General features: G+C 64.4%; 14 protein-coding genes. 12 read left to right on the top strand and 2 right to left on the bottom strand.

Annotated features, from left to right (window positions below):
* Positions 1–69 precede the first annotated feature (69 nt).
* Complete coding sequence (locus LDZ21_RS22315; protein WP_244796156.1) at positions 70–744, top strand: WS/DGAT domain-containing protein; 675 nt, start codon at positions 70–72, stop codon at positions 742–744.
* Positions 745–932: 188 nt separating this feature from the next.
* Here LDZ21_RS22315 and LDZ21_RS22320 read toward each other — a convergent pair whose 3' ends face one another.
* Positions 933–2,735, bottom strand: coding sequence for an acyl-CoA dehydrogenase (locus LDZ21_RS22320; RefSeq protein WP_244796157.1), 1,803 nt, complete (start codon positions 2,733–2,735; stop codon positions 933–935).
* A gap of 290 nt (positions 2,736–3,025) precedes the next feature.
* On the opposite strand from LDZ21_RS22320, the gene LDZ21_RS22325 reads away from it, so the two are divergent.
* From LDZ21_RS22325 to LDZ21_RS22350, 6 genes are all read left to right on the top strand, one after another.
* Positions 3,026–5,107: a 3-hydroxyacyl-CoA dehydrogenase NAD-binding domain-containing protein gene (locus LDZ21_RS22325; protein WP_244796158.1), complete on the top strand. Its 2,082-nt coding sequence runs from the start codon at positions 3,026–3,028 to the stop codon at positions 5,105–5,107.
* A 44-nt stretch (positions 5,108–5,151) separates the two neighbouring features.
* Positions 5,152–6,330, top strand: a complete 1,179-nt coding sequence (locus LDZ21_RS22330) for an acetyl-CoA C-acyltransferase (protein ID WP_244796159.1) — start codon at positions 5,152–5,154, stop codon at positions 6,328–6,330.
* Between the two features lie 13 nt (positions 6,331–6,343).
* Positions 6,344–8,206, top strand: coding sequence for an acyl-CoA dehydrogenase (locus LDZ21_RS22335; protein WP_244796160.1), 1,863 nt, complete (start codon positions 6,344–6,346; stop codon positions 8,204–8,206).
* Between the two features lie 32 nt (positions 8,207–8,238).
* Entirely contained in the window at positions 8,239–9,030 is a 792-nt protein-coding gene (locus tag LDZ21_RS22340; protein WP_244796161.1) for an SDR family oxidoreductase, read from the top strand.
* Between the two features lie 322 nt (positions 9,031–9,352).
* A complete protein-coding gene (locus tag LDZ21_RS22345) occupies positions 9,353–10,639 on the top strand; it encodes a DUF1254 domain-containing protein (RefSeq protein WP_244796162.1) in 1,287 nt (428 codons plus the stop codon).
* A 160-nt stretch (positions 10,640–10,799) separates the two neighbouring features.
* Positions 10,800–11,087, top strand: coding sequence for a hypothetical protein (locus LDZ21_RS22350; protein ID WP_244796163.1), 288 nt, complete (start codon positions 10,800–10,802; stop codon positions 11,085–11,087).
* Between the two features lie 27 nt (positions 11,088–11,114).
* Here the strand turns inward: LDZ21_RS22350 and LDZ21_RS22355 are convergent, their stop codons facing one another.
* Entirely contained in the window at positions 11,115–13,817 is a 2,703-nt protein-coding gene (locus LDZ21_RS22355; protein ID WP_244796164.1) for a winged helix-turn-helix domain-containing protein, read from the bottom strand.
* A gap of 183 nt (positions 13,818–14,000) precedes the next feature.
* Here LDZ21_RS22355 and LDZ21_RS22360 point away from each other — a divergent pair, with 183 nt between their 5' ends.
* The 5 genes from LDZ21_RS22360 to LDZ21_RS22380 all read left to right on the top strand — a co-directional run bounded on the left by LDZ21_RS22360 (position 14,001) and on the right by LDZ21_RS22380 (position 19,680).
* On the top strand, positions 14,001–14,771 hold the full coding sequence (locus LDZ21_RS22360; protein WP_244796165.1) for an enoyl-CoA hydratase/isomerase family protein: 771 nt from the start codon (positions 14,001–14,003) through the stop codon (positions 14,769–14,771).
* A 27-nt stretch (positions 14,772–14,798) separates the two neighbouring features.
* Positions 14,799–16,040 carry a thiolase family protein gene (locus LDZ21_RS22365; protein ID WP_244796166.1) on the top strand — a complete coding sequence of 414 codons (1,242 nt, stop codon included), beginning with the start codon at positions 14,799–14,801 and terminating at the stop codon, positions 16,038–16,040.
* A 28-nt stretch (positions 16,041–16,068) separates the two neighbouring features.
* Positions 16,069–17,211: an acyl-CoA dehydrogenase family protein gene (locus LDZ21_RS22370; RefSeq protein ID WP_244796167.1), complete on the top strand. Its 1,143-nt coding sequence runs from the start codon at positions 16,069–16,071 to the stop codon at positions 17,209–17,211.
* 140 nt (positions 17,212–17,351) lie between these two features.
* On the top strand, positions 17,352–18,479 hold the full coding sequence (locus LDZ21_RS22375) for an MBL fold metallo-hydrolase (RefSeq protein ID WP_244796168.1): 1,128 nt from the start codon (positions 17,352–17,354) through the stop codon (positions 18,477–18,479).
* Between the two features lie 19 nt (positions 18,480–18,498).
* The gene (locus LDZ21_RS22380) at positions 18,499–19,680 is read left to right on the top strand and encodes a lipid-transfer protein (RefSeq protein WP_244796169.1); all 1,182 of its coding nucleotides are present in this window, start codon (positions 18,499–18,501) and stop codon (positions 19,678–19,680) included.
* The last annotated feature ends 4 nt before the right edge of the window (positions 19,681–19,684 follow it).

Genomic DNA, 19,684 nt, shown 5'->3' on the forward strand with positions numbered 1-19,684 from the left:
ATCTGCTGCCCGATTCGCCGCTGATCGCGGCAGGTGCCGGTGAGCTTGCGCACCGACGACGACAAGTCGATGAACAACCAGGTTTCGGCGGTGCGGGTCGACCTGGCGACCGATATCGCGGACCTCGGCGAGCGCTTCAAGGCGATCCACGAGTCGTCGGAGGCGGCGAAGGCGATGGTTCGCGAACTGAAACCGGTGCTCGGCGCACAGGTTCCGCTCGTCGGCGCGCCATGGCTGCTGACGGGACTGGCGTCGCTCTATGGCCGTTCGGGTTTGCCGAGCCGCTTGCCGAGCATCGCCAACGTGCTGATCTCGAATGTGCCGGGCTTGCCGATTCAGCTCTACATGGCCGGCGCTCGCATGGTGCATTACTATCCGGTGCCTTTCCCGTATCACAGCCTCGCGGTCAACATCACCGTGCAGAGCTATGCCTGGTCGATGGACTTTGCCATCATCGCGTGCCGTCATGCGCTGTCGCAGGAAGAGTCCCAGGAACTGATCGGGCATCTCGCGGCGGAACTCGAAGCCATTCGCCAGCTTGCCGACGCAAACGATCAAGCCCGGGCCGAAGAGGCTGCCGATGCGGAGGAAGTCGCCGATGCAGAGGAAGCGCCGGAGGAGATCGAGGTCGCGGAACCCGTCGATGCTGACGAGGTTTCGATCGAGCCTGAGATTGCCGCCGCGCGGCGTTCGGCGAACGGCAAGCGCGCTGCGCGCAAGGCGACGGCTCGGGCGATGGGCTAACGCGGGCAGGGTGTTCGAAGCGCTCTCGTGCGAGGCACGAGGCGCTTCTCGAGGTGTCACGTGCTGCGAACCGCCGCGTAGCCCGAGTGAAACGCCGCCGGCTGCCGCTCATCTGTTACAGCAGCGCCCGCGTCAAGCGTAGCGGCTGCTCTTGCCTTTGCCGCGTTGAAGAGCAGCGACCGTTGCTCTCAAAAGCTCTCATCCGGCAACGCCAGCACGCCTTCCGCGCCGCTCGCTCCCAGTATCGCCGCTTCGAGCGCAGCGGCTCGCGGCAGAATATGCGTCGCGTAGAAGTGCGTCATTGCCACCTTTGCGCGATGGAACGCGGGATCGTCCGCTTCCTGATCGGACACCGCCAACAATGCCCGCGCCATCTGCCAGCCGCCCAGCACGATCCCCGCAAGCTTCAGATACGGCACACCGCCGGCAAAGGCCGCGTTCGGATCGGAGCGGAAATGCGCGAGCATGAATTCGATCACCTTGGCCATTGAAGCGCGGCCAGCCGCGAGATGCACGCGCAGCGCAGCGAACGCCGGGTTCTTTCCGTAACCGGCGTGCGCTTCGAGTTCGCCGAGTGTCCTGTCGATGCCCGCGAGCAGTCCGTACGCCACCGCGCCGTCGTCGCGCACCGTTTTGCGGCCGATCAGATCATTGGCCTGGATGGCGGTGGTGCCTTCGTAGATTGGCAGAATGCGGGCATCGCGGTAATACTGCGCCGCGCCGGTCTCTTCGATGAACCCCATCCCGCCATGCACCTGCACGCCAAGGCTCGCGACTTCGACCGCCAGCTCCGTGCTCCAGCCTTTCACGATGGGCACGAGATATTCGTAGGTGCCGCGATGCTGCGCGCTCACCGCCGGATCGGGATGGCGATGCGCCAGATCGCTATGCGACGCCGCGACGTACGACAGGGCGCGGGCGCTTTCGGTCAGCGAACGCATCGTCGCGAGCATCCGCTTCACGTCCGGATGACGGATGATCGGCACGGCTGCGTCCGACGAACCATCGACCGCGCGGCCCTGCACGCGCTCCTTCGCATAGGCGGCGGCCTTCTGATACGCCCGCTCCGCGATCCCAATGCCTTGCACGCCGACGGAAAAGCGCGCCGCGTTCATCATCACGAACATGTATTCGAGCCCCCGGTTCGCCTCGCCGATGAGGTAGCCCGTCGCGCCGCCGTTGTCGCCGAACTGCAACACGGCTGTCGGACTCGCCTTCAGACCGAGCTTGTGCTCGATCGACAGGCAGTGCACGTCGTTGCGCGGCCCGGGCGAACCGTCTTCGTTGACGAGAAACTTCGGCACGATGAAGAGCGAGATTCCCTTCACGCCAGCCGGCGCATCGGGCAGGCGTGCGAGCACCAGATGCACGATGTTCTTCGTCATCCGGTGTTCGCCCCAGGTGATGAAAATCTTGGTGCCGAAAACCCGGTACGTGCCGTCGTCCTGTGGCTCGGCGCGGGCGCGCAGCATCGCCAGATCGGAGCCGGCTTGCGGCTCGGTCAGGTTCATCGTGCCGGTCCATTCGCCCGCGATCAGCTTCGGCAGATAGCGCCGCTTCTGTTCCTCCGATCCCGCGAGCAGGATGGCTTCGATGGCGCCATCGGTCAGCGACGGGCACGTGGCGAACGACAGATTGGCCGCCTTCATCATTTCGAGCCACGGCGTGGCGAGGAGCTTCGGAAGCGCCTGTCCGCCGAACTCCGACGGATGAACCAGCCCTTGCCACCCGCCTTCGACGAACTGCCGGAACGCCTGCTCGAAGCCGGGACTCGCCGTGACGTCGCCATTCGCGTAAGTGGCCGGATGGCGGTCGCCGGCGGCGTTCAGCGGTGCAAGCACATGGCCGCAAAACTTCGCGCCTTCCTCGAGGACCGCCTGCGCCGTCTCGCGCGTCACCTCCTCGCAGCCGGGCAGGCTGGCGATACGGTCGAGTCCGGCGAGCCGGGTCATCACGAACATCATGTCCTTGATGGGCGCGTGATAAGTCATGTCGCTTCACCTGAAAAGTTGGGATATCTACGGATGTCGCGGCGCGAACATGTGGGCCGGCGTTGCGTTGCAAGAGCCTGCGAAAAGCGCCGTCGCGCCGGCCTGCCTCGGCAGAATAGGATGGGCCGTAGCGGGCACGTCCCCCTCCTAACGAGGGGGAAGGGGGCGGGCAAAGGTGTTTAACCTGATACATATTCAGGCGGGCAGTTCGCGCAGGCACGAGGCGCGTGTTGCTCGCTTGCGCCGGTTCGCCGCGCCGACGACCATATCGAGACATACAAGGAACCCGCATGACAGCGCACTATCAGGTCCGTGACGCAGTAGCCGTCATCACGTTGGACAATCCTCCTGTCAATGGCCTGGGCCATCGCACGCGCGTCGGCATCGTGGAGTGCATGACACGCGCGCTCGACGACTCATCAGTGCAGGCAATCGTGCTGACCGGCTCGGGAAGGGCATTCTCGGGCGGCGCAGACATTCGTGAATTCGGCACGCCGAAAGCCTTCCAGGAGCCGAGCCTTCATGCGGTCATCGCGACGATCGAGGCGTCGGGCAAGCCGGTCGTCGCGGCGATGCATGGCGTCGCGATGGGCGGCGGCCTCGAACTCGCGCTGGGCTGTCACTATCGGATCGCGGCGAAGGGCACGCAGATCGCGTTGCCGGAAGTCAATCTCGGCTTGCTGCCGGGCGCGGGCGGCACGCAGCGTATGCCGCGCGTGATCGGCCTGGAAGCGGCGTTGAACATGATCGTGTCGGGCAAGACGGTGCTCGCCGGGAAGCTCGCCGATGCGCGCCTCTTCGACGAACTCGTCGACGGCGACGTGCTCGAAGCCGCGACCGGTTTCGCGCGCCGTGCCGCGCGCGCGTCGGCATCGCATCCGAAAGTTCGCGATCTCGCGGTCCGTCACCAGAGCGCCGAAGCCTATCTCGGCTTCGCGCGCACGACAGTCGCGGCAAGCGCGGGACCGTTCCCCGCGCCGCTGCAATGCGTGGAAGCGGTCGCCGCATCGCTCAAGCCGTTCGAAGAAGGCCTGCGCGAAGAACGCCGCCGGTTCATGGAACTGCTCGGCACGTCCGAAGCACGCGCGCTGCGTCACGCGTTCCTCGGCGAGCGCGCCGCGAGCCGGATTCCCGACGTACCCGCCGATACCCCCGCACGCAACATCGCCAAGGTCGCGATCATCGGTGCGGGCACGATGGGCGGCGGTATCGCAATGACTTTCTTGAACGCGGGCATTCCCGTCACCGTGCTCGAAACGAAAGGCGACGCGCTGGAGCGCGGCGTCGCAACCATCCGCCGCAACTACGAGAACACCGCGAAGAAAGGCAAGCTCAGTCAGGAAGCGGTCGAAACGCGCATGGGGCTTCTGTCGACCACACTGTCGTACAACGAGATCAAGAACGCCGATCTCGTGATCGAAGCGGTTTTCGAAGACTTCAGCGTGAAGGAAACGGTGTTCCGCACGCTCGACGAAGTGATGAAGCCGGGCGCGATCCTCGCATCGAACACATCGACGCTCGACGTAAACCGCATCGCATCGTTTACGCGGCGGCCGCAAGACGTGGTCGGCCTGCATTTCTTCAGCCCGGCCAACGTGATGAAGCTGCTCGAAGTCGTGCGCGGTGAGAAGACGTCCCACGACGTGCTCGCCACCGTGATGCAGCTTGCAAAGAAGATCGGCAAGGTCGCCGCGGTGTCCGGTGTGTGCGATGGTTTTATCGGCAATCGAATGCTGGAGCAGTACAGCCGTCAGGCGGGCTTTCTGCTCGATGAAGGCGCGCTGCCGGAACAGGTGGATCGCGCGATAGAGAAGTTCGGCTTCGCGATGGGCCCGTTCCGCATGATCGACATGGCCGGCAACGATATCGCATGGGCCATTCGCAAGCGGCGCGCGGTCGAGCGGCCGGAGTTCAACTATTCGAAGACCGGCGACTTGCTGTGCGAGATGGGACGCCTCGGCCAAAAGGCGGGCGCGGGCTGGTACGACTACAAAGCCGGCGATCGCAAGGCGTATCCGAGCGCGGTCGTCAACGACATGATCGTGCGCCATTCCGGCGAGCTTGGCATCACACGCCGCAAGATCAGCGACGCCGAAATCGTCGAACGGCTGGTCTATGCGCTCGTCAACGAGGGCGCGCTGATTCTCGAAGAAGGCATCGCGTCGAAGGCGTCGGACATCGACATGGTCTATCTCAATGGCTACGGCTTTCCCAAGTTTCGCGGCGGCCCGATGCTCTATGCGGATCAGGTCGGACTCTTCAACGTCGCGCAGGCCATGCGCCGCTATGCGAAGGGCTATCAGGGGCACGCGTGGCGCATCGCCCGCTCGCTAGAACAACTGGCAAGCGACGGCAAGGGCTTCAACGACTGACGCGCGCGGCGCTTTCCACCAGAACGGCAGAGGGGACACACGACATGACTGACGCAGTAATCGTATCGACCGCGCGCACCGCGCTCGCGAAAAGCTGGAAGGGTGCGTTCAACATGACGCATGGCGCGTCCCTCGGCGGACACGTGGTGCAGCACGCCATCGCGCGCGCGGGCATCGAAGCGGGCGAGGTGGAGGACGTGCTGATCGGCTGTGCGAACCCGGAAGGCGCGACGGGCGGCAACATCGCGCGGCAGATTGCGTTGCGCGCAGGGTGTCCGGTCAATGTGCCGGGCGCGACCGTGAACCGATTCTGCTCGTCCGGCCTTCAGGCCATTGCGATGGCGGCGCAGCGGGTGATTGCCGGGGAAGGCGATGTGTTCGTGGCGGGCGGCGTCGAGAGCATCTCATGGACGCAGCGGCAGATGAACCAGACCTTCGCTGCCGATCCGTGGCTTGTCAGGCAGAAGCCGGAGATCTACTGGAGCATGTTGCAAACCGCCGAGCAGGTCGCGAAGCGTTACGGGGTATCGAAGGAGCGCCAGGACGAGTACGGCGTGCGCAGCCAGCAGCGCGCGGCGGCGGCGCACGCGGCGGGACGTTTCGATCAGGAAATCGTGCCGATGACCGTGCTCGCGGGCATCACCGACACGGCTACTGGCCAGATCGTCACGCGCGAGGTCACGATCGCCGCGGATGAAGGCATACGCGCCGATACCACGCTCGAAGGCGTCTCGAAGATTCGCACCGCGTTCGCGGGCGGCGTCATTTCGGCGGGCAATGCGTCGCAGTTCTCGGACGGTGCGTCGGCGGCTGTCGTGATGAACGCGCGCACGGCTGCCGCCAAGGGCTTGCAGCCGCTCGGCGTGTTTCGCGGCTTCGCCGTGACCGGCTGCGAGCCGGATGAGATGGGCATCGGTCCCGTGTTCGCGGTGCCCAAGCTGCTGAAGAAAGCGGGTCTCACCGTCGATGACATCGGCTTGTGGGAACTGAACGAAGCGTTTGCCGTGCAAGTGCTGTATTGCGCCGATACGCTCGGCATCCCGATGGACCGGCTCAACGTGAACGGTGGCGCGATCGCGGTCGGGCATCCGTACGGCGTATCGGGTGCGCGTCTTGTCGGACATGCGCTGATCGAAGGGAAGCGGCGCGGCGTGAAGCATGTCGTCGTGACGATGTGCATCGGCGGCGGGCAGGGCGCCGCGGGCCTCTTCGAAGTGCTTTGAGAGGGAGTGCGGCATGTCCCTGATCCTTTCCCGGCGAGACCTGAACTTTCTCCTTTACGAGTGGCTGAAGGTCGAGACGATGACCGCTATGCCTCGCTACGCGGACCACTCGCGCGAGACGTTCGACGCGGCGCTCGATACCTGCGAGAAGATCGCAACCGATCTGTTCGCGACGCACAACAAGAAGAACGACCAGCAGGAGCCGCACTTCGACGGCAAGACCGTGCATGTCATTCCCGAGGTGAAGGCCGCACTCGATGCGTTCTGCGCCGCCGGGCTGATGGCGGCGGGGCAGGATTACGAACTCGGCGGCATGCAGTTGCCGCTCGTCGTGGAGAAGGCGGGCTTCGCGTACTTCATGGCCGCGAATGTCGCGACGGCCAATTATCCGTTCCTGACCATCGGCAACGCCAACCTGCTGCTCGCCCACGGTACGTCTGCTCAAATCGACGCGTTCGTGCGGCCGGAATTCGAGGGGCGGTTTTTTGGAACGATGTGCCTGTCCGAGCCGCAGGCGGGATCGTCTCTATCGGATATCGCGACGCGCGCGGAGTACGAGGGCGACTCGCCGCTCGGCGGGCAGTATCGCCTGCGCGGCAACAAGATGTGGATTTCGGGCGGCGAGCATGAGCTTTCCGACAACATCGTGCATCTCGTGCTCGCGAAGATTCCGGGCAGCGACGGCAAGCTGCCGCCGGGCGTCAAGGGCATCTCGCTCTTCGTCGTGCCGAAGGTTCTGATCAATGACGACGGCTCACTCGGTGAGCATAACGACGTCGTGCTCGCGGGTCTCAATCACAAGATGGGCCATCGTGGCACGACCAATTGCCTCTTGAACTTCGGCGAAGGCACGCAGTACCGCCCGGGCGGGCAGGCCGGGGCGGTCGGCTATCTCGTCGGCGAGCCGGGGCAGGGTCTTGCGTGCATGTTCCACATGATGAACGAGGCGCGCATCGGCGTCGGCCTTGCAGCGTCGATGCTCGGTTACACCGGCTATCTGCATGCGCTCGACTACGCGCGCAACCGGCCGCAGGGACGCAGCGCCGGGCCGGGCGGCAAGGACCCCGCGAGTCCGCAGGTCAAGCTCGTGGAGCACGCGGATATCCGCCGCATGCTGCTCGCGCAAAAGAGCTATGCGGAGGGCGCGCTGGCGCTGAATCTCTACTGCGCGAAGCTCGTCGACGAGGCGCGCGGCGCACAGGAAGACGCCTCGCGCAAGCGCGCCTCGCTGCTGCTCGACATCCTCACGCCGATCGCGAAAAGTTGGCCGTCGCAGTGGTGTCTCGAAGGCAACAGCCTCGCCATTCAAGTCCACGGCGGCTACGGCTACACGCGCGAATACAACGTCGAGCAGTTCTATCGCGACAATCGCCTCAACGCGATACACGAAGGCACGCATGGCATCCAGGCGCTCGATCTGCTCGGACGCAAGGTCGTCATGCACGATGGCGCGGCGCTGCGGTTGCTGGAAGACGCGATGCGCTCGACCGCATTGCGCGCGCAGGAATCGGCAGCGTTCAATCTTCAGCGCAACGCGCACGAACTGGCTCTCGCGGCGGCGCGGCTCACGAGCGTGACGAAGCGAATGTGGGCGGCGGCGAACGCCGGCTTGACGCTCGCGAATGCGTCGCTGTATCTCGAAGCATTCGGGCATGTGGTGATGGCGTGGGTCTGGCTGGAACAGGCGGTGGCCGCGCGCCCTGCGCTCTCGCGTGCGATCGCCGCCGACCGCACGGAAGACGAAGCGTTCTATCGCGGCAAGCTTGCGGCGGCAGATTATTTCTTCCGTTGGGAACTGCCGCGTGTTTCCTCGCAGTTCGATCTGCTCGCGTCGCTCGATCGCACCTTGCTCGACATGCGGGACGCGTGGTTTTGAATTCCAATTCAACTAGTCAGGACGAGATGAGCATGACAGCACGTACCGTATCGCAACTGTTCGACCTGAAGGGCAAGACCGCACTCATTACCGGAGGCTCGCGCGGACTCGGGCTGCAAATCGCCGAAGCGCTCGGCGAACAGGGCGCGCGGGTGATGCTTTCGGCTCGCAAGACCGGCGAACTGGAGGAGGCGGTGGCCCTCCTGCGATCGCGCGGCATCGAGGCCGACTGGATCGCCGCCGACGCCGCACGCGAACAAGACATCGCGCGCCTCGCGGACGAAACACTCGTGCGATTTTCGCGTGTCGATATTCTCGTGAACAATGCCGGTGCCGCGTGGGGCGCGCCGGCGGAAGATTTCCCAGTCGACGCATGGGACAAGGTGATGAATCTGAACATCCGGGGTATCTTCCTGCTGACGCAGCGCATCGGCAAGCTGTCGATGATTCCCCGCCGCAACGGCCGTGTCATCAACGTGGCGTCGATTTACGGCCTCGCGGGCAATGCGCCGGGTACGATGGAAACCATCGCCTATAACACGTCGAAGGGCGCGCTCGTGAACTTCACCCGGACGCTCGCTGCCGAATGGGGCGAGCACGGCATCACGGTGAACGCGCTCGCGCCCGGCTTCTTTCCGACGAAGATGACGCAGGGCTCGCTCGACAACTGGGGCGCCGATCGCATGTGCGCGCGCGTGCCCCTGCATCGCCTCGGCGACGATGAAGACCTGAAGGGTGCCGCGCTGCTATTTGCGAGCGACGCGGGCAAGCACATCACGGCGCAGATTCTCGCGGTGGACGGGGGCGTGAGCGCGGTGCTGTGAGATGGGCGTTGAAGCAATTAATCAAGTGCAGGGGGAGTCATGCAAACATTGGATCGTCGCCACATGATCAGACGCGCTTTGACGCGCGTGCTGCTCGGATGCGTCACCGTTTCGACGCTGGTGAGCGGCTGTTCTTCGACCGTCGGCCCTGCGGATAGCGACGCGCAGTCTCCCATCGCGCGGTATGACGCGCTTGCTGACCTGCCGTTCCCGGAGGGCTATCCGACTAAGGGCGCGGCATCGGCGCTCAGGGACGAACTGCTGTTCCAGCGCGCGACGCAGGTTTATTTGTGGGCGCTGCCGGCGGTAAATTTTGTACGCGATGAAGGAAAGCTCCGAACGCGTGTTCGGTGCGGGCTACAACGTGTTCCCCGTGTGGAAGAAGCGCCTCGATGCACGCACGCGCGTCGCTACGCCCAACTCGGACGTCATTTATGCGATGGGCTACATCGACCTCGGACGAGACGGTCCGATGGTGTTCGAAATTCCGCCGAAGCAACAAGGCATCCTGAACGATTTCTGGCAGCGTCCGATCGAAGGCCCGGACATCGATGGAAAACAGTATGCGGGCGACGTCGGGTTTGCAGGCCCGGACCGTGGCAAGGGCGGCAAGTTTCTCGTGCTGCCGCCGGGCTACCAGGGCGCGGTGCCGGATGGCTACTTCGTCTACCGCAGCCGCACCAACAGCGTGCTGGCGTTCTGGCGCGCTTTCTTCGCGGACCCGGAGAATCTCGCGCCGTCGGTCGGACTGATTGAACAGACGCGAATCTACCCGCTCGGCAAGCCCGGCGCGTCCATGCGTTTTCCGGATGCATCGGGCAAGCCGGTCGACATGCTTTTCCCGTCCGATGGCAGCTTCTTCGACATGCTGGCGCGCTTCGTCGACAGCGAACCGCTCGACACTGCCGATTCCGACTGGCGCGGGATGATGGCGGCAATTGGCATCGTCAAGGGACAGCCGTTCAAGCCGGACGCGCATACGCGCGCGATCCTCGATGCAGCCGCGCGCACCGCATTCAAGATGAGCCGGTCGATGATGTACGAGGAACTCGCGAAGCGGCCCGGAGGACTAATCTACAGTGACCGGCAATACGTGACGCCGACACGGAATTTCGTGACCGACTGGGAGTGGACGGACAAGGCCGGGCGCTTTCTCGATCTCGATGCACGCACTGCCGCGTACAGCATCGTTTATGGCACCAGCCCGGCGATGGGTTCGAGCGTGCCGGGTCAGGGCGCGCGGTTCCTGACCACATTCAAGAGCGCGGACGGGCGTTTCCTGAGCGGGGAAAGAAACTATCGATTGCATTTGCCTCCGAATGTCCCGGCGGCAATATTCTGGTCTGTCACGCTGTACGACACGCAAACCGCCTCGGGTCTCGACAACGGACAGCCGCTGCCGTCCATCGGATCGCGTGACAAGCCGGTGGGCAATGCGGACGGATCGGTCGACCTGTACTTTGGACCGGACGCGCCGCCGGGCAAGGAGCGCAACTGGCGGCGCACCGTTCCTGGCAAAGGCTTCTTCGCGATGCTGCGGCTGTACGGGCCGACGCAGGCGTATTTCGACCAGAGCTGGAAGCCCGGCGACATCGAAACAGTCAACTGATACGGCCCGGCTGACGCCCATGCGGAGCGCGAGCAACGGGCGCCGCCATGATGTGTCGAACCCCGAAGTCAAGCGCGCTCACGCCGTCCCTTGGCCTGCCGCGCTCTTCGCTGTTAGCCGCCGGTGGCTCACGCCGATGCGACCGGGACCGTGCCGCCGCATGCCCTCGTCGCCGCCCGGCCCCGGCAACGCGGTGCACGTCACGGAGAGCTACGGGCGCCTCGTTGCGCTCGACGCGAGGTTCTGCGCCTGGCCGATGGTCAACGTCTACGACAGCCGCCTCGCCGCCGGGGCGACGTGTAACGGGACGGTGCGGAAGAACATCGCCGGGAATTTCCGCACGCCTTCGTCGACGGTGAAGGAATCGAACTGGCTGCCCGTGCCGAAGGGCGCCGTTCTCGCTGATGCAGCGCAAGTACTGGCCGGATGCCACCGCAGCGATTCTTAAGGCGCACCGCGGCCGCACGCTGGACGCCTACTCGATAAGCTCCTGCTTGCGAGCCCAGACCATCGCGTCATAACGGCTCGATACACCAAGCTTGGCGAAGATATTGCGCAGGTTCCACTTCACCGTTTCCAGCGTGATGTTGAGCGCCAGCGCAATGCGCTTGTTCGACATCGCCTGCGCGACCAGACCGAGTATCTCGACTTCGCGCGGCGTCAGCATCGGTTGCAGCTTCGAAGCGGACACGCGGCGCGAACTCGAAGCGGGGCCATCGGCGACGACGGATTCCGGAAACTTCTCGATCAGTTCCGCCGCGTATCTCAATGCGGGGCCATCCAGTCTTTTCTCGCGCATCATGCGCGCGATGAGCTTGCCAGCGGGCGCGCCTTCGTCGAGGAACGTCCGCACGAGTCCTAGCCGCTGCCCGGCTTCGATGGCGCGCAGCAGGCAGACGATGGCGTCGTCGGTGCGCTTCAGATCGGCATAGACGACAGCGGAGAGCAGGTCGCTTTGTGCCGTCAGCCTGCCCCGGCCGAAGGCGTCGGCGTGGCTGCGCGCGGCCTGCAGCGCGCGCAAGGCTTCTTCTGGCGATTCATCGTGCAACAGGCGGGCGCGGGCGAGCGCGGCGAGCGCCGGGATCTCGCCCATGAAGCCTTGCCGTGCGGGATGACTCTGCGCGAGGTTGTCCAGCGAGTCCAGCGCTTCCTGAGCGCGCGCGCGTTCGCGCTTGAGCAGCAGCATCTTCACCTGTTCCGCCAGCAGGTGCGCGACGGCGCGCATCTGACGCATGCTGCGCAGATGCGCGATTTGCCGCTGCAGGAACGCCAGCGCCACGTCGAGGCTTTCCTGCAGCAGGTCGAGCCGCACGCGGCACAGCGAAGCACGGATCAGCATGTCCGGCCCGGACGATTGCAACAGGCCCCGGCGATTGGCGATCGTCTCGCGCGCATCGTCGATGCGGTCTAGCTCGTAATAGGCATCGGCCAATAGGCTTGCGCAGATGTTCGCGCTGATGGAATGCCGCCCCACTGCGTGCACGGATCGCGTCAGCAGCGCCGAACCGAGATGCTCCGTCTCGAGCATGTTGCCTTCGATCAGCATGCCGGAGACGAGCGTCGCTTGCGCGACGAGCGCCATGTCGTTGTCCTCGTCGGCGGGCGGAATCGGCTGGGTCTCGAAGAGGCGGCGGGCATCGGCGTAGCGGCCCGCGGCGTTGTAGGCCGCGCATAACTCCGCGACGAGCATGTATTGCAGGAACGGATTTTCGAGCGGCACATCGCGATGCGGCTCGAGCAGTTCGATCATGCGCTGCGTATCGTCGTGCTGGAACGCGATTGCCGCGTGAATGATCGGCAGGCTGCGTGCGATTTCCGGATGCGCCGTGAGGTCGCTCGCTTCCAGTTGAGCCAGCCACGCGCTCGCCTTGGCCGGCCGCGTGGTCATCGCAACGGCGAGGCATGCGAAGAACAGTAGCCGCGGATGCCGCAGCAAGGTCTCTTCGGGCAATTGCTCGAGCAGATGCAGCATCGGGCTCAGGTATTCGAGGCTCCAGGTGGCGGGCGCGGCGCGCTCGATCACGGACGCCGCGAATTCCACGTCCTCGGCGGCGCTTGCATGGCGCACCGCTTCGGCGAGAAAGCCGTGTTCGGCGAAGCGCTGGCTCGCGCGCCGGTGCAGTTCGCGCACGGCGCCCGGTTCGCGTCGCGCGAGCCGCGTCGCGAGAAATTCGCCGAATAGCGGATGAAAGCGGAACCAGCTCAGCCGGTCGTCGAGATCGACGCGGATCAGCAGCAGGTTTTCGTCCTCCATGCGCCGGAGCAGCTCGTCCGCATTCGGATCGCCCGTGACGAAGCGCGCCAGCGAAGCGTTGAAGCGCCGGAAGATCGACAGTGCTTCGGCAAACTCGGCGAGTTCCGCCGGCAGATGCGCCATGACCTCTTCGCTCAGATAGGTCTGCAAATCGCTGGAGCGCCACACGAGATCGTCGAGCACGGCGCGCGTTTGCGGACGGTTCTTCAGCATGATGACGATCAACTGAATGCACGACGGCCATCCGCCCGTCAGTTCGTGAATCAGCGCCAGCTCGTCGGCGTTGACCTTGCCGGGGCCGAGGTTCTCATCGACGAATGCGCGGGTTTCCGCCAGATCGAACGGCAGGCCGGCGCTATCCACTTCGACGATCTGGTCCATCATCCGCAGCCGGCTCAGGCCGAGTGGCGGCGCGGTGCGCGACGCGATCACGAAATGCAGGTTACTCGGGCCGTGGTCCAGCAGCTTCTGCAGAAACTTGTGCGCGAGCGGGGCTTCGACGTAGTGGTAATCGTCGATGAATAGATACAGGTCTTTCGGCAGCTCGACCGCTGCTTCGACAATCGCGCCGATCGACGTATCCATCGCGACCGCGCTCGCGCCCTCAGGCGGCAGGTCCATCTCGACGGGAAGACCGCTGCGCTGCATCGCCGAAAAGAGCGCGGTGCAGAAATCGACGTAGCCCTTGTCGTCGGACGTGAGCGAAAGCCAGCCGACTTCGGCGCCTGCTTTCAGGCATGTCTGCCGCCATTGCGCGAGCAAGGTGGTCTTGCCATAGCCCGCGCTGCCCGTCACGAGCGCAAGACGGCAATGCTGCATGCGTTGCAGTTGCGCGAGCAACTCCGCACGCGAGACGTGCCTGGCGCCGATACGCGGCGGCGAAAACCGGGTGGAAACGAGCTGTCTCGTGAAAGGCGTGGTCAAAGCGTCATCCAGTCCATGCGAAGCGGCGGGCGAACCGCTCCGTCAGCAATCCTTATCCCGAACCTTGTCTTATCCGGACGCCTGGTGCCCCCCTCACAACGAGGGGTGATTAATGAGGTCTGGGAACCTAACTTATCACAACCGCAACGTCATCAAGAACGTCTGACACCACTCGGAGGGGACATGAGTTTTTCGCAAGCATTGATCGGCTCGGTAGGCTGGCTGACGATGGACCGTCCGGCCGCCATGAACAGTCTGAACCGCGAAATGGCCGCGGGCCTGACCGCGCAACTGAAGGCCTGGCGCAATGACGACGCGGTGCGCGTGGTCGTGCTGACCGGCAATGGCCGAGCGTTCTGCGCGGGCGCCGATCTTATCGAAGCGGCGGAGCCGCCGCATCCGGACAAACGTGAATTTCTCGAATTGATCGTCGAATTTTTCGATACCTTGCGCGCCTTCCCGAAGCCGGTCATTGCTGCGGTCAACGGTCTTGCGCTTGCGGGCGGGCTAGAAGTCGTGATGGCCTGCGATGTCGTGCTGGCCGCCGAATCCGCGCGTCTCGGCGACGCGCATTCGAACTTCGGCGTGTTTCCCGGTGCAGGCGGCGCGGCAATCCTGCCGCGGAAGGTTCCGCCGAACGTCGCGCGTTATCTGCTTTTCACCGGCGATTCGATGACCGCCGCCGAGTTGAAGGGCTATGGCCTCGTCAACGAAGTCCTCGCCGATGGCGAACTCAAGCCGCGCGCACAGGCGCTCGCCGACAAGTTCGCGAAGAAGAGCCCGCTCGTCCTTGCCCGCATGAAACGCGTGGCGAGCGAAGCGCCCGACAAATCCGCCGCCGATGCGCTGCGTCACGAGTTGCTGGAACTGCGCGATCACCAGCGCTCCTACGACGTCCAGGAAGGGCTGCGGGCGTTCGCGGAAAAGCGGGAGCCGCAGTTCAGGGGTTGCTGAGAACATTCGAAAAATCACAGAGCGAACATGGAAAACATCTACATCGTCGGCGTTGGGATGACGCCGTTTGGCCGGCATCTGGACAAGTCGGTGAAGCAGTTGACCGCATGGGCCGTCGAAGACGCGCTGAAGGATTCGGGCTGCGATCGCAAGTGGATCGAGGCCGCGTACTTCGGCAACACGACGCAAGGTCACATGCAGGGTCAGCACATGATCCGCGGTCAGGTCTCGCTCATCCCGCTCGGGTTCGGCGGCATCCCGATTCATAACGTCGAGAGCGCTTGCGCGTCAGCGAGCAGCGCGTTCCATCTCGCCGTCACGCAGTTGCGCGCGGGCATGGCCGATGTCGTGCTGGCCGTCGGTGCAGAGAAGATGTACTCGCACGACAAGGCGCGCATGTTCTCCGTCTTCGATTCCGCGTGGGACGTCGAAACCGCCGAGGCGAACGCCGCACAGATGGTCGAACTGGGCCGGGGCGTGACCGTGCCCGAGGGCGCCACGTCCACCAAGCCGTACAGCATCTTCATGGATGTCTATGCGGGCATCGGTCGCCAGTTGATGGCGCGTCATGGCATCACGCAAAGGCAGTTCGCGGCGGTATCGGCGAAGAATCACGGGCATTCGGTTCATAACGAGCGCTCGCAGTACCGCAAGGCGATGACGATCGAAGAAATTCTCGCGTCGCCGCCCATCACCTATCCGCTCACGTTGCCGATGTGCTCGCCCATCTCCGATGGCGCGGCCGCTGCGATCATCTGCACCGATTCCGCACTGCGCCGCTACGGCTTCGACCGCAACCGCGCCGTGCGCGTGCTGGCGACCATCGTGCGTTCGGCATCGCAGCGCGCCGGCGACGATCTCGCGAATCACATCACCGTGCACGCGGCGAAGCTCGCGTATGAGGAAGCGGGCATCGGCCCGGAAAATATCAACGTCGCGGAACTGCACGATGCGTCGGCTATCGGCGAAATCGCGCTGTGCGAAAACCTCGGGCTGTGCAAGCCGGGCGAGAGCGGCGTGATGGCCGAGCGTGGCGATAGCGCGCTGGGCGGCCGTCTGCCGATCAATCCTTCGGGCGGGCTGGAATCGAAGGGGCATCCCATCGGCGCGACGGGACTCGGGCAGATTTTCGAGCTCGTCGAGCAGTTGCGCGGCGCATGCGGCCCGCGTCAAGTAGAAGGCGCGCGCTTCGCAATTCAAGGCAACGGCGGCGGCCTGTGGGGGGTCGAGGAGAGCATCGACCATATCGGCATCTTCGGACGCGCATAACAGACAAACGAATCAGGGGACACACGACATGCCGTACCAATTGCCCACCGAAGACCAGAACCTCGCGGTCGAGAGCTTCCGCAAGTTTCTGCAAGCCGAAATCAAGCCGATCGCGAGGGAATACCGGGACCGCTTCATTCCGAAGGAAAGGATGCGCGAACTGACGCAGCGCATCGCGGAATTCGGGTTGCCGGGCTGCACGATTCCTGTCGAATACGGCGGGATGGGATGGTCCTTCACCACGCAAGGCATGCTTTTCGAAGAACTGGTCGCATGCTCATGCGACATTGCGTTGTGCGTGATGCTGAACATGGGTCTCACGGCAATGCTCGCGAACGCCCGCCCGGAAGTGCGCGAACGTTACATGCCGGACGCGCTCGCCGGCAAGATCTTCGGCTCGATCTGCATCAGCGAGCCGGACGTCGGTTCCAACGTGGCCGAGGTGAAGACGCGTGCGGTGCGTGACGGCGATCACTTCATCATCAGCGGCGAGAAAACGTGGATCACCAACGGCGTGTATTCGGACGTGCTGATCTGCACCGTGCGCAGCGAGAAAGGGCTGTCACACATTCTGATCGACCGCAAGGAGCATGGGTACGAGTCGCGCAACATCGAGAAGATCGCGCTCGGCTCGCAATCGACCGCGCAGATTTTCATTACCGATGCCCGCGTGCCGGCAACGAACCTGATCGGCGAGGAAGGCGAGGGCTTGCGCAACACGATGAAGGTGTTCGAGAACGCGCGCGCGCACGTCGGCACGCTGTCGGTCGGGATCATGCGCGCGGCGCTGGAGGACTCCATCGCGTACTCCAAGGAGCGCAAGCAGTTCGGCAAGGTCATTGCCGCTCATCAGTTGATCGCCGCGAAGATCGCGAACATGGCGATCATGCTCGACGCCTCGCGTTTGATGTGCCAGCGCGTGTTCGGATTGATCGATGCGGGCGTGCGCTGTGACGTCGAAGCCTCGATGGCGAAGGCATTTGCCACCGAAGCGGCGGTCAAGGTATGTCGCGACGCGGTGCAATTGCATGGCGGCAATGGCATCACCAAGGAATTCAACGTCGAGCGCCTGCTGCGCGAGGCCATCATCATCCCGATTCCCGATGGCACGACCGAGATTCAGCAATTGATCATCGCGCGGGCGCTGACCGGCGTGGCCGCTTTCGTTTGAGTGGTCTGGCCGGTGTCCGCTCCGTCCCCGTTGACACCGGCCTTCTTGCGGTTCTTCACGCAGCGCGGCGAGGAACCTTTTTTTCAAATCTTGCTCACGGCATGCGAGATTTCGGACCGTAGCCGAATCCTGGAGTGCGTATGAGCCCCGACGATTCGCTGATTTCGCCCGCGTCGGGCGTCGCGTTGCGCTACCCGTTCGACGCAGCGCCGCCGTCGGGCGGCGCGCTCGAAGTTGCGCCCGGCGTCCTGTGGATGCGCCTGCCGTTGCCGGGCTCGCTGCTGCATGTCAACGTCTGGGCGATCGAAGACGGCGACGGCTGGGCGATCGTCGATACCGGCTTGTTCGCGCCAGGCGCCGATGCGCAGTGGGAGGCCCTGCTTGCAGGACCGCTCGGCGGCCGCCCGGTGACGCGCGTGCTCGTCACGCATCTGCATGCGGACCATGTCGGCATGGCGGGATGGCTGACGCAACGCTTCGGCTGCGCGTTGTGGATGACGCGCGTCGAGTATCTGACGTGCCGGTCGAACGTGGCGAACGTTGGCCGCGAGGCGCCGCCGGACGGTGTCCGCTTCTATCGCCGGGCGGGATGGGACGAAGCCGCGATTGGCCGATACCGCACGCAATATGGCCGCGCCGGGCGCATGGTGTATGCGTTGCCGGACAGCTTCCGGCGACTCGAGGACGGCGCGCGCTTGCGCATCGGCGAAAACGAGTGGCAGGTCGTCGTCGGTCGCGGACATACGCCTGAGCACGCTTGCCTCTATTGTCCGGCGCTTCGCGTGCTGGTCTCGGGAGATCAGGTCTTGCCGCGCATCTCGTCGAACGTGTCGGTTCACCCGATCGAGCCGCATGCCGATCCCCTTGGCGAATGGCTCGAGTCGATCGCGAAACTGAACGCATCCCTGCCCGCCGACGTGCTCGTGCTGCCAGCGCACAACGAACCCTTCATCGGCTTGCACCAAAGGCTGGAGCGGCTCGTGCAAGGCGTGATGCGCGGGATCGGCCGGCTGCATGCGCGCCTATGTGAGCCGAGGCGCGCGGTCGACCTGTTCGGTACGCTCTTCGCAAAGAGCGTCGACTCCAACGACCTGATGCACTATACGCTCGCCACCGGCGAGGCGATGGCATTCCTCAACTTCCTCGTGACGCGCAATGAAGCGCGCGTCCATTGCGATTCGCACGGGGTGTTGTGGTATGCGATTGCATGCGATGAACGCGCAGATGCGGCCGCAGGGGATCTGCCACTGCGTCGAAACTCGCATTGAAACAACTGGAGGAGAAGATATGACGCGCAAAGTCGTTGTCGCCGGAGTGGGGATGGTCCCATTCAGGAAACCGGGCGCAAGCGAAACCTATGACCTGATGGGCGCGCAGGCGGCAAAGCTCGCACTGGCCGATGCAGGCGTCGCCTATCAGACGATCCAGCAGGCGTATGCATGCTTCGTCTACGGAGACTCCACGGCGGGCCAGCGCGCGCTCTACCACGTCGGCATGACGGGCCTGCCGATCATCAACGTAAACAACAACTGCTCGACCGGTTCGACAGGCCTCTTTCTCGCGCGTCAGGCCATCGAAGCGGGGGCGCTCGACATCGCGCTGGTGGTTGGCTTCGAGCAGATGAACCCCGGTGCGCTCGGCACCTATTTCAACGATCGCCCGTTACCGTCGGAACTGTTTCTGAAACAGTGCGACCGACTGGGTGTGCCTTCGGATATTCCGCCGGCGCTGCGTATCTTCGGCGGCGCGGGCGTGGAGCACATGAAGCGCTTCGGCACGCCGCTCGAGAGTTTCGCGAAGATTCGCGCGAAGGCGAGCCGCCACGCCGCGAACAATCCGCTCGCGGTGTTTCGCAAGGTCGTGTCGACGGAAGACGTGATGGCCGATCAGGTCATGTGGCCCGGCGTGATGACGCGCCTCATGGCGTGTCCGCCGACCTGCGGCGCGGCTGCGGCGGTGCTGTGCAGCGAAGACTACGCGCGCCGGCATGGCCTCGATACGCGCGTGTGGATCGCGGCGCAGGCATTGACCACCGACGGCCCGGAATCGCTCGAAGGCGACGACCTGCGCGACGTCGCGGGCTTCGGCATGGCGAAGAATGCGGCCCAGAAGGTCTACGAAGCGGCGGGCATCGGCGCGGAAGACGTCGACGTGGTCGAGTTGCACGACTGCTTCGCGCACAACGAGTTGATCACCTACGAAGCGCTCGGTCTGTGCCCGGAAGGCGGCGCGGCCAGATTCATCGACGATGGCGACAACACCTATGGCGGCCGGTACGTGGTCAATCCATCGGGCGGCCTGTTGTCGAAGGGGCATCCGCTCGGCGCGACCGGCCTCGCGCAATGTACCGAGCTGGTTCAGCAGCTTCGCGGCAACGCTGCGGAACGGCAAGTCGAAGGCGCGCGGGTCGCGTTGCAGCACAACGTCGGCATTGGCGGCGCATGCGTGGTAACGATGTACCGCAACTGAGGGA

Source organism: Caballeronia grimmiae (genome assembly GCF_022879615.1).
GTDB classification, from domain to species: Bacteria; Pseudomonadota; Gammaproteobacteria; order Burkholderiales; family Burkholderiaceae; genus Caballeronia; species Caballeronia grimmiae.

Excerpts from the sequence above, each read along its gene's own strand:
- LDZ21_RS22315 (WP_244796156.1), top strand. The coding sequence starts at position 70 with ATGAACAACCAGGTTTCGGCGGTGCGGGTCGACCTGGCGACCGATATC.
- LDZ21_RS22320 (WP_244796157.1), bottom strand. The coding sequence starts at position 2,735 with ATGACTTATCACGCGCCCATCAAGGACATGATGTTCGTGATGACCCGG.
- LDZ21_RS22325 (WP_244796158.1), top strand. The coding sequence starts at position 3,026 with ATGACAGCGCACTATCAGGTCCGTGACGCAGTAGCCGTCATCACGTTG.
- LDZ21_RS22330 (WP_244796159.1), top strand. The coding sequence starts at position 5,152 with ATGACTGACGCAGTAATCGTATCGACCGCGCGCACCGCGCTCGCGAAA.
- LDZ21_RS22335 (WP_244796160.1), top strand. The coding sequence starts at position 6,344 with ATGTCCCTGATCCTTTCCCGGCGAGACCTGAACTTTCTCCTTTACGAG.
- LDZ21_RS22340 (WP_244796161.1), top strand. The coding sequence starts at position 8,239 with ATGACAGCACGTACCGTATCGCAACTGTTCGACCTGAAGGGCAAGACC.
- LDZ21_RS22345 (WP_244796162.1), top strand. The coding sequence starts at position 9,353 with ATGAAGGAAAGCTCCGAACGCGTGTTCGGTGCGGGCTACAACGTGTTC.
- LDZ21_RS22350 (WP_244796163.1), top strand. The coding sequence starts at position 10,800 with ATGCCCTCGTCGCCGCCCGGCCCCGGCAACGCGGTGCACGTCACGGAG.
- LDZ21_RS22360 (WP_244796165.1), top strand. The coding sequence starts at position 14,001 with ATGAGTTTTTCGCAAGCATTGATCGGCTCGGTAGGCTGGCTGACGATG.
- LDZ21_RS22365 (WP_244796166.1), top strand. The coding sequence starts at position 14,799 with ATGGAAAACATCTACATCGTCGGCGTTGGGATGACGCCGTTTGGCCGG.
- LDZ21_RS22370 (WP_244796167.1), top strand. The coding sequence starts at position 16,069 with ATGCCGTACCAATTGCCCACCGAAGACCAGAACCTCGCGGTCGAGAGC.
- LDZ21_RS22375 (WP_244796168.1), top strand. The coding sequence starts at position 17,352 with ATGAGCCCCGACGATTCGCTGATTTCGCCCGCGTCGGGCGTCGCGTTG.
- LDZ21_RS22380 (WP_244796169.1), top strand. The coding sequence starts at position 18,499 with ATGACGCGCAAAGTCGTTGTCGCCGGAGTGGGGATGGTCCCATTCAGG.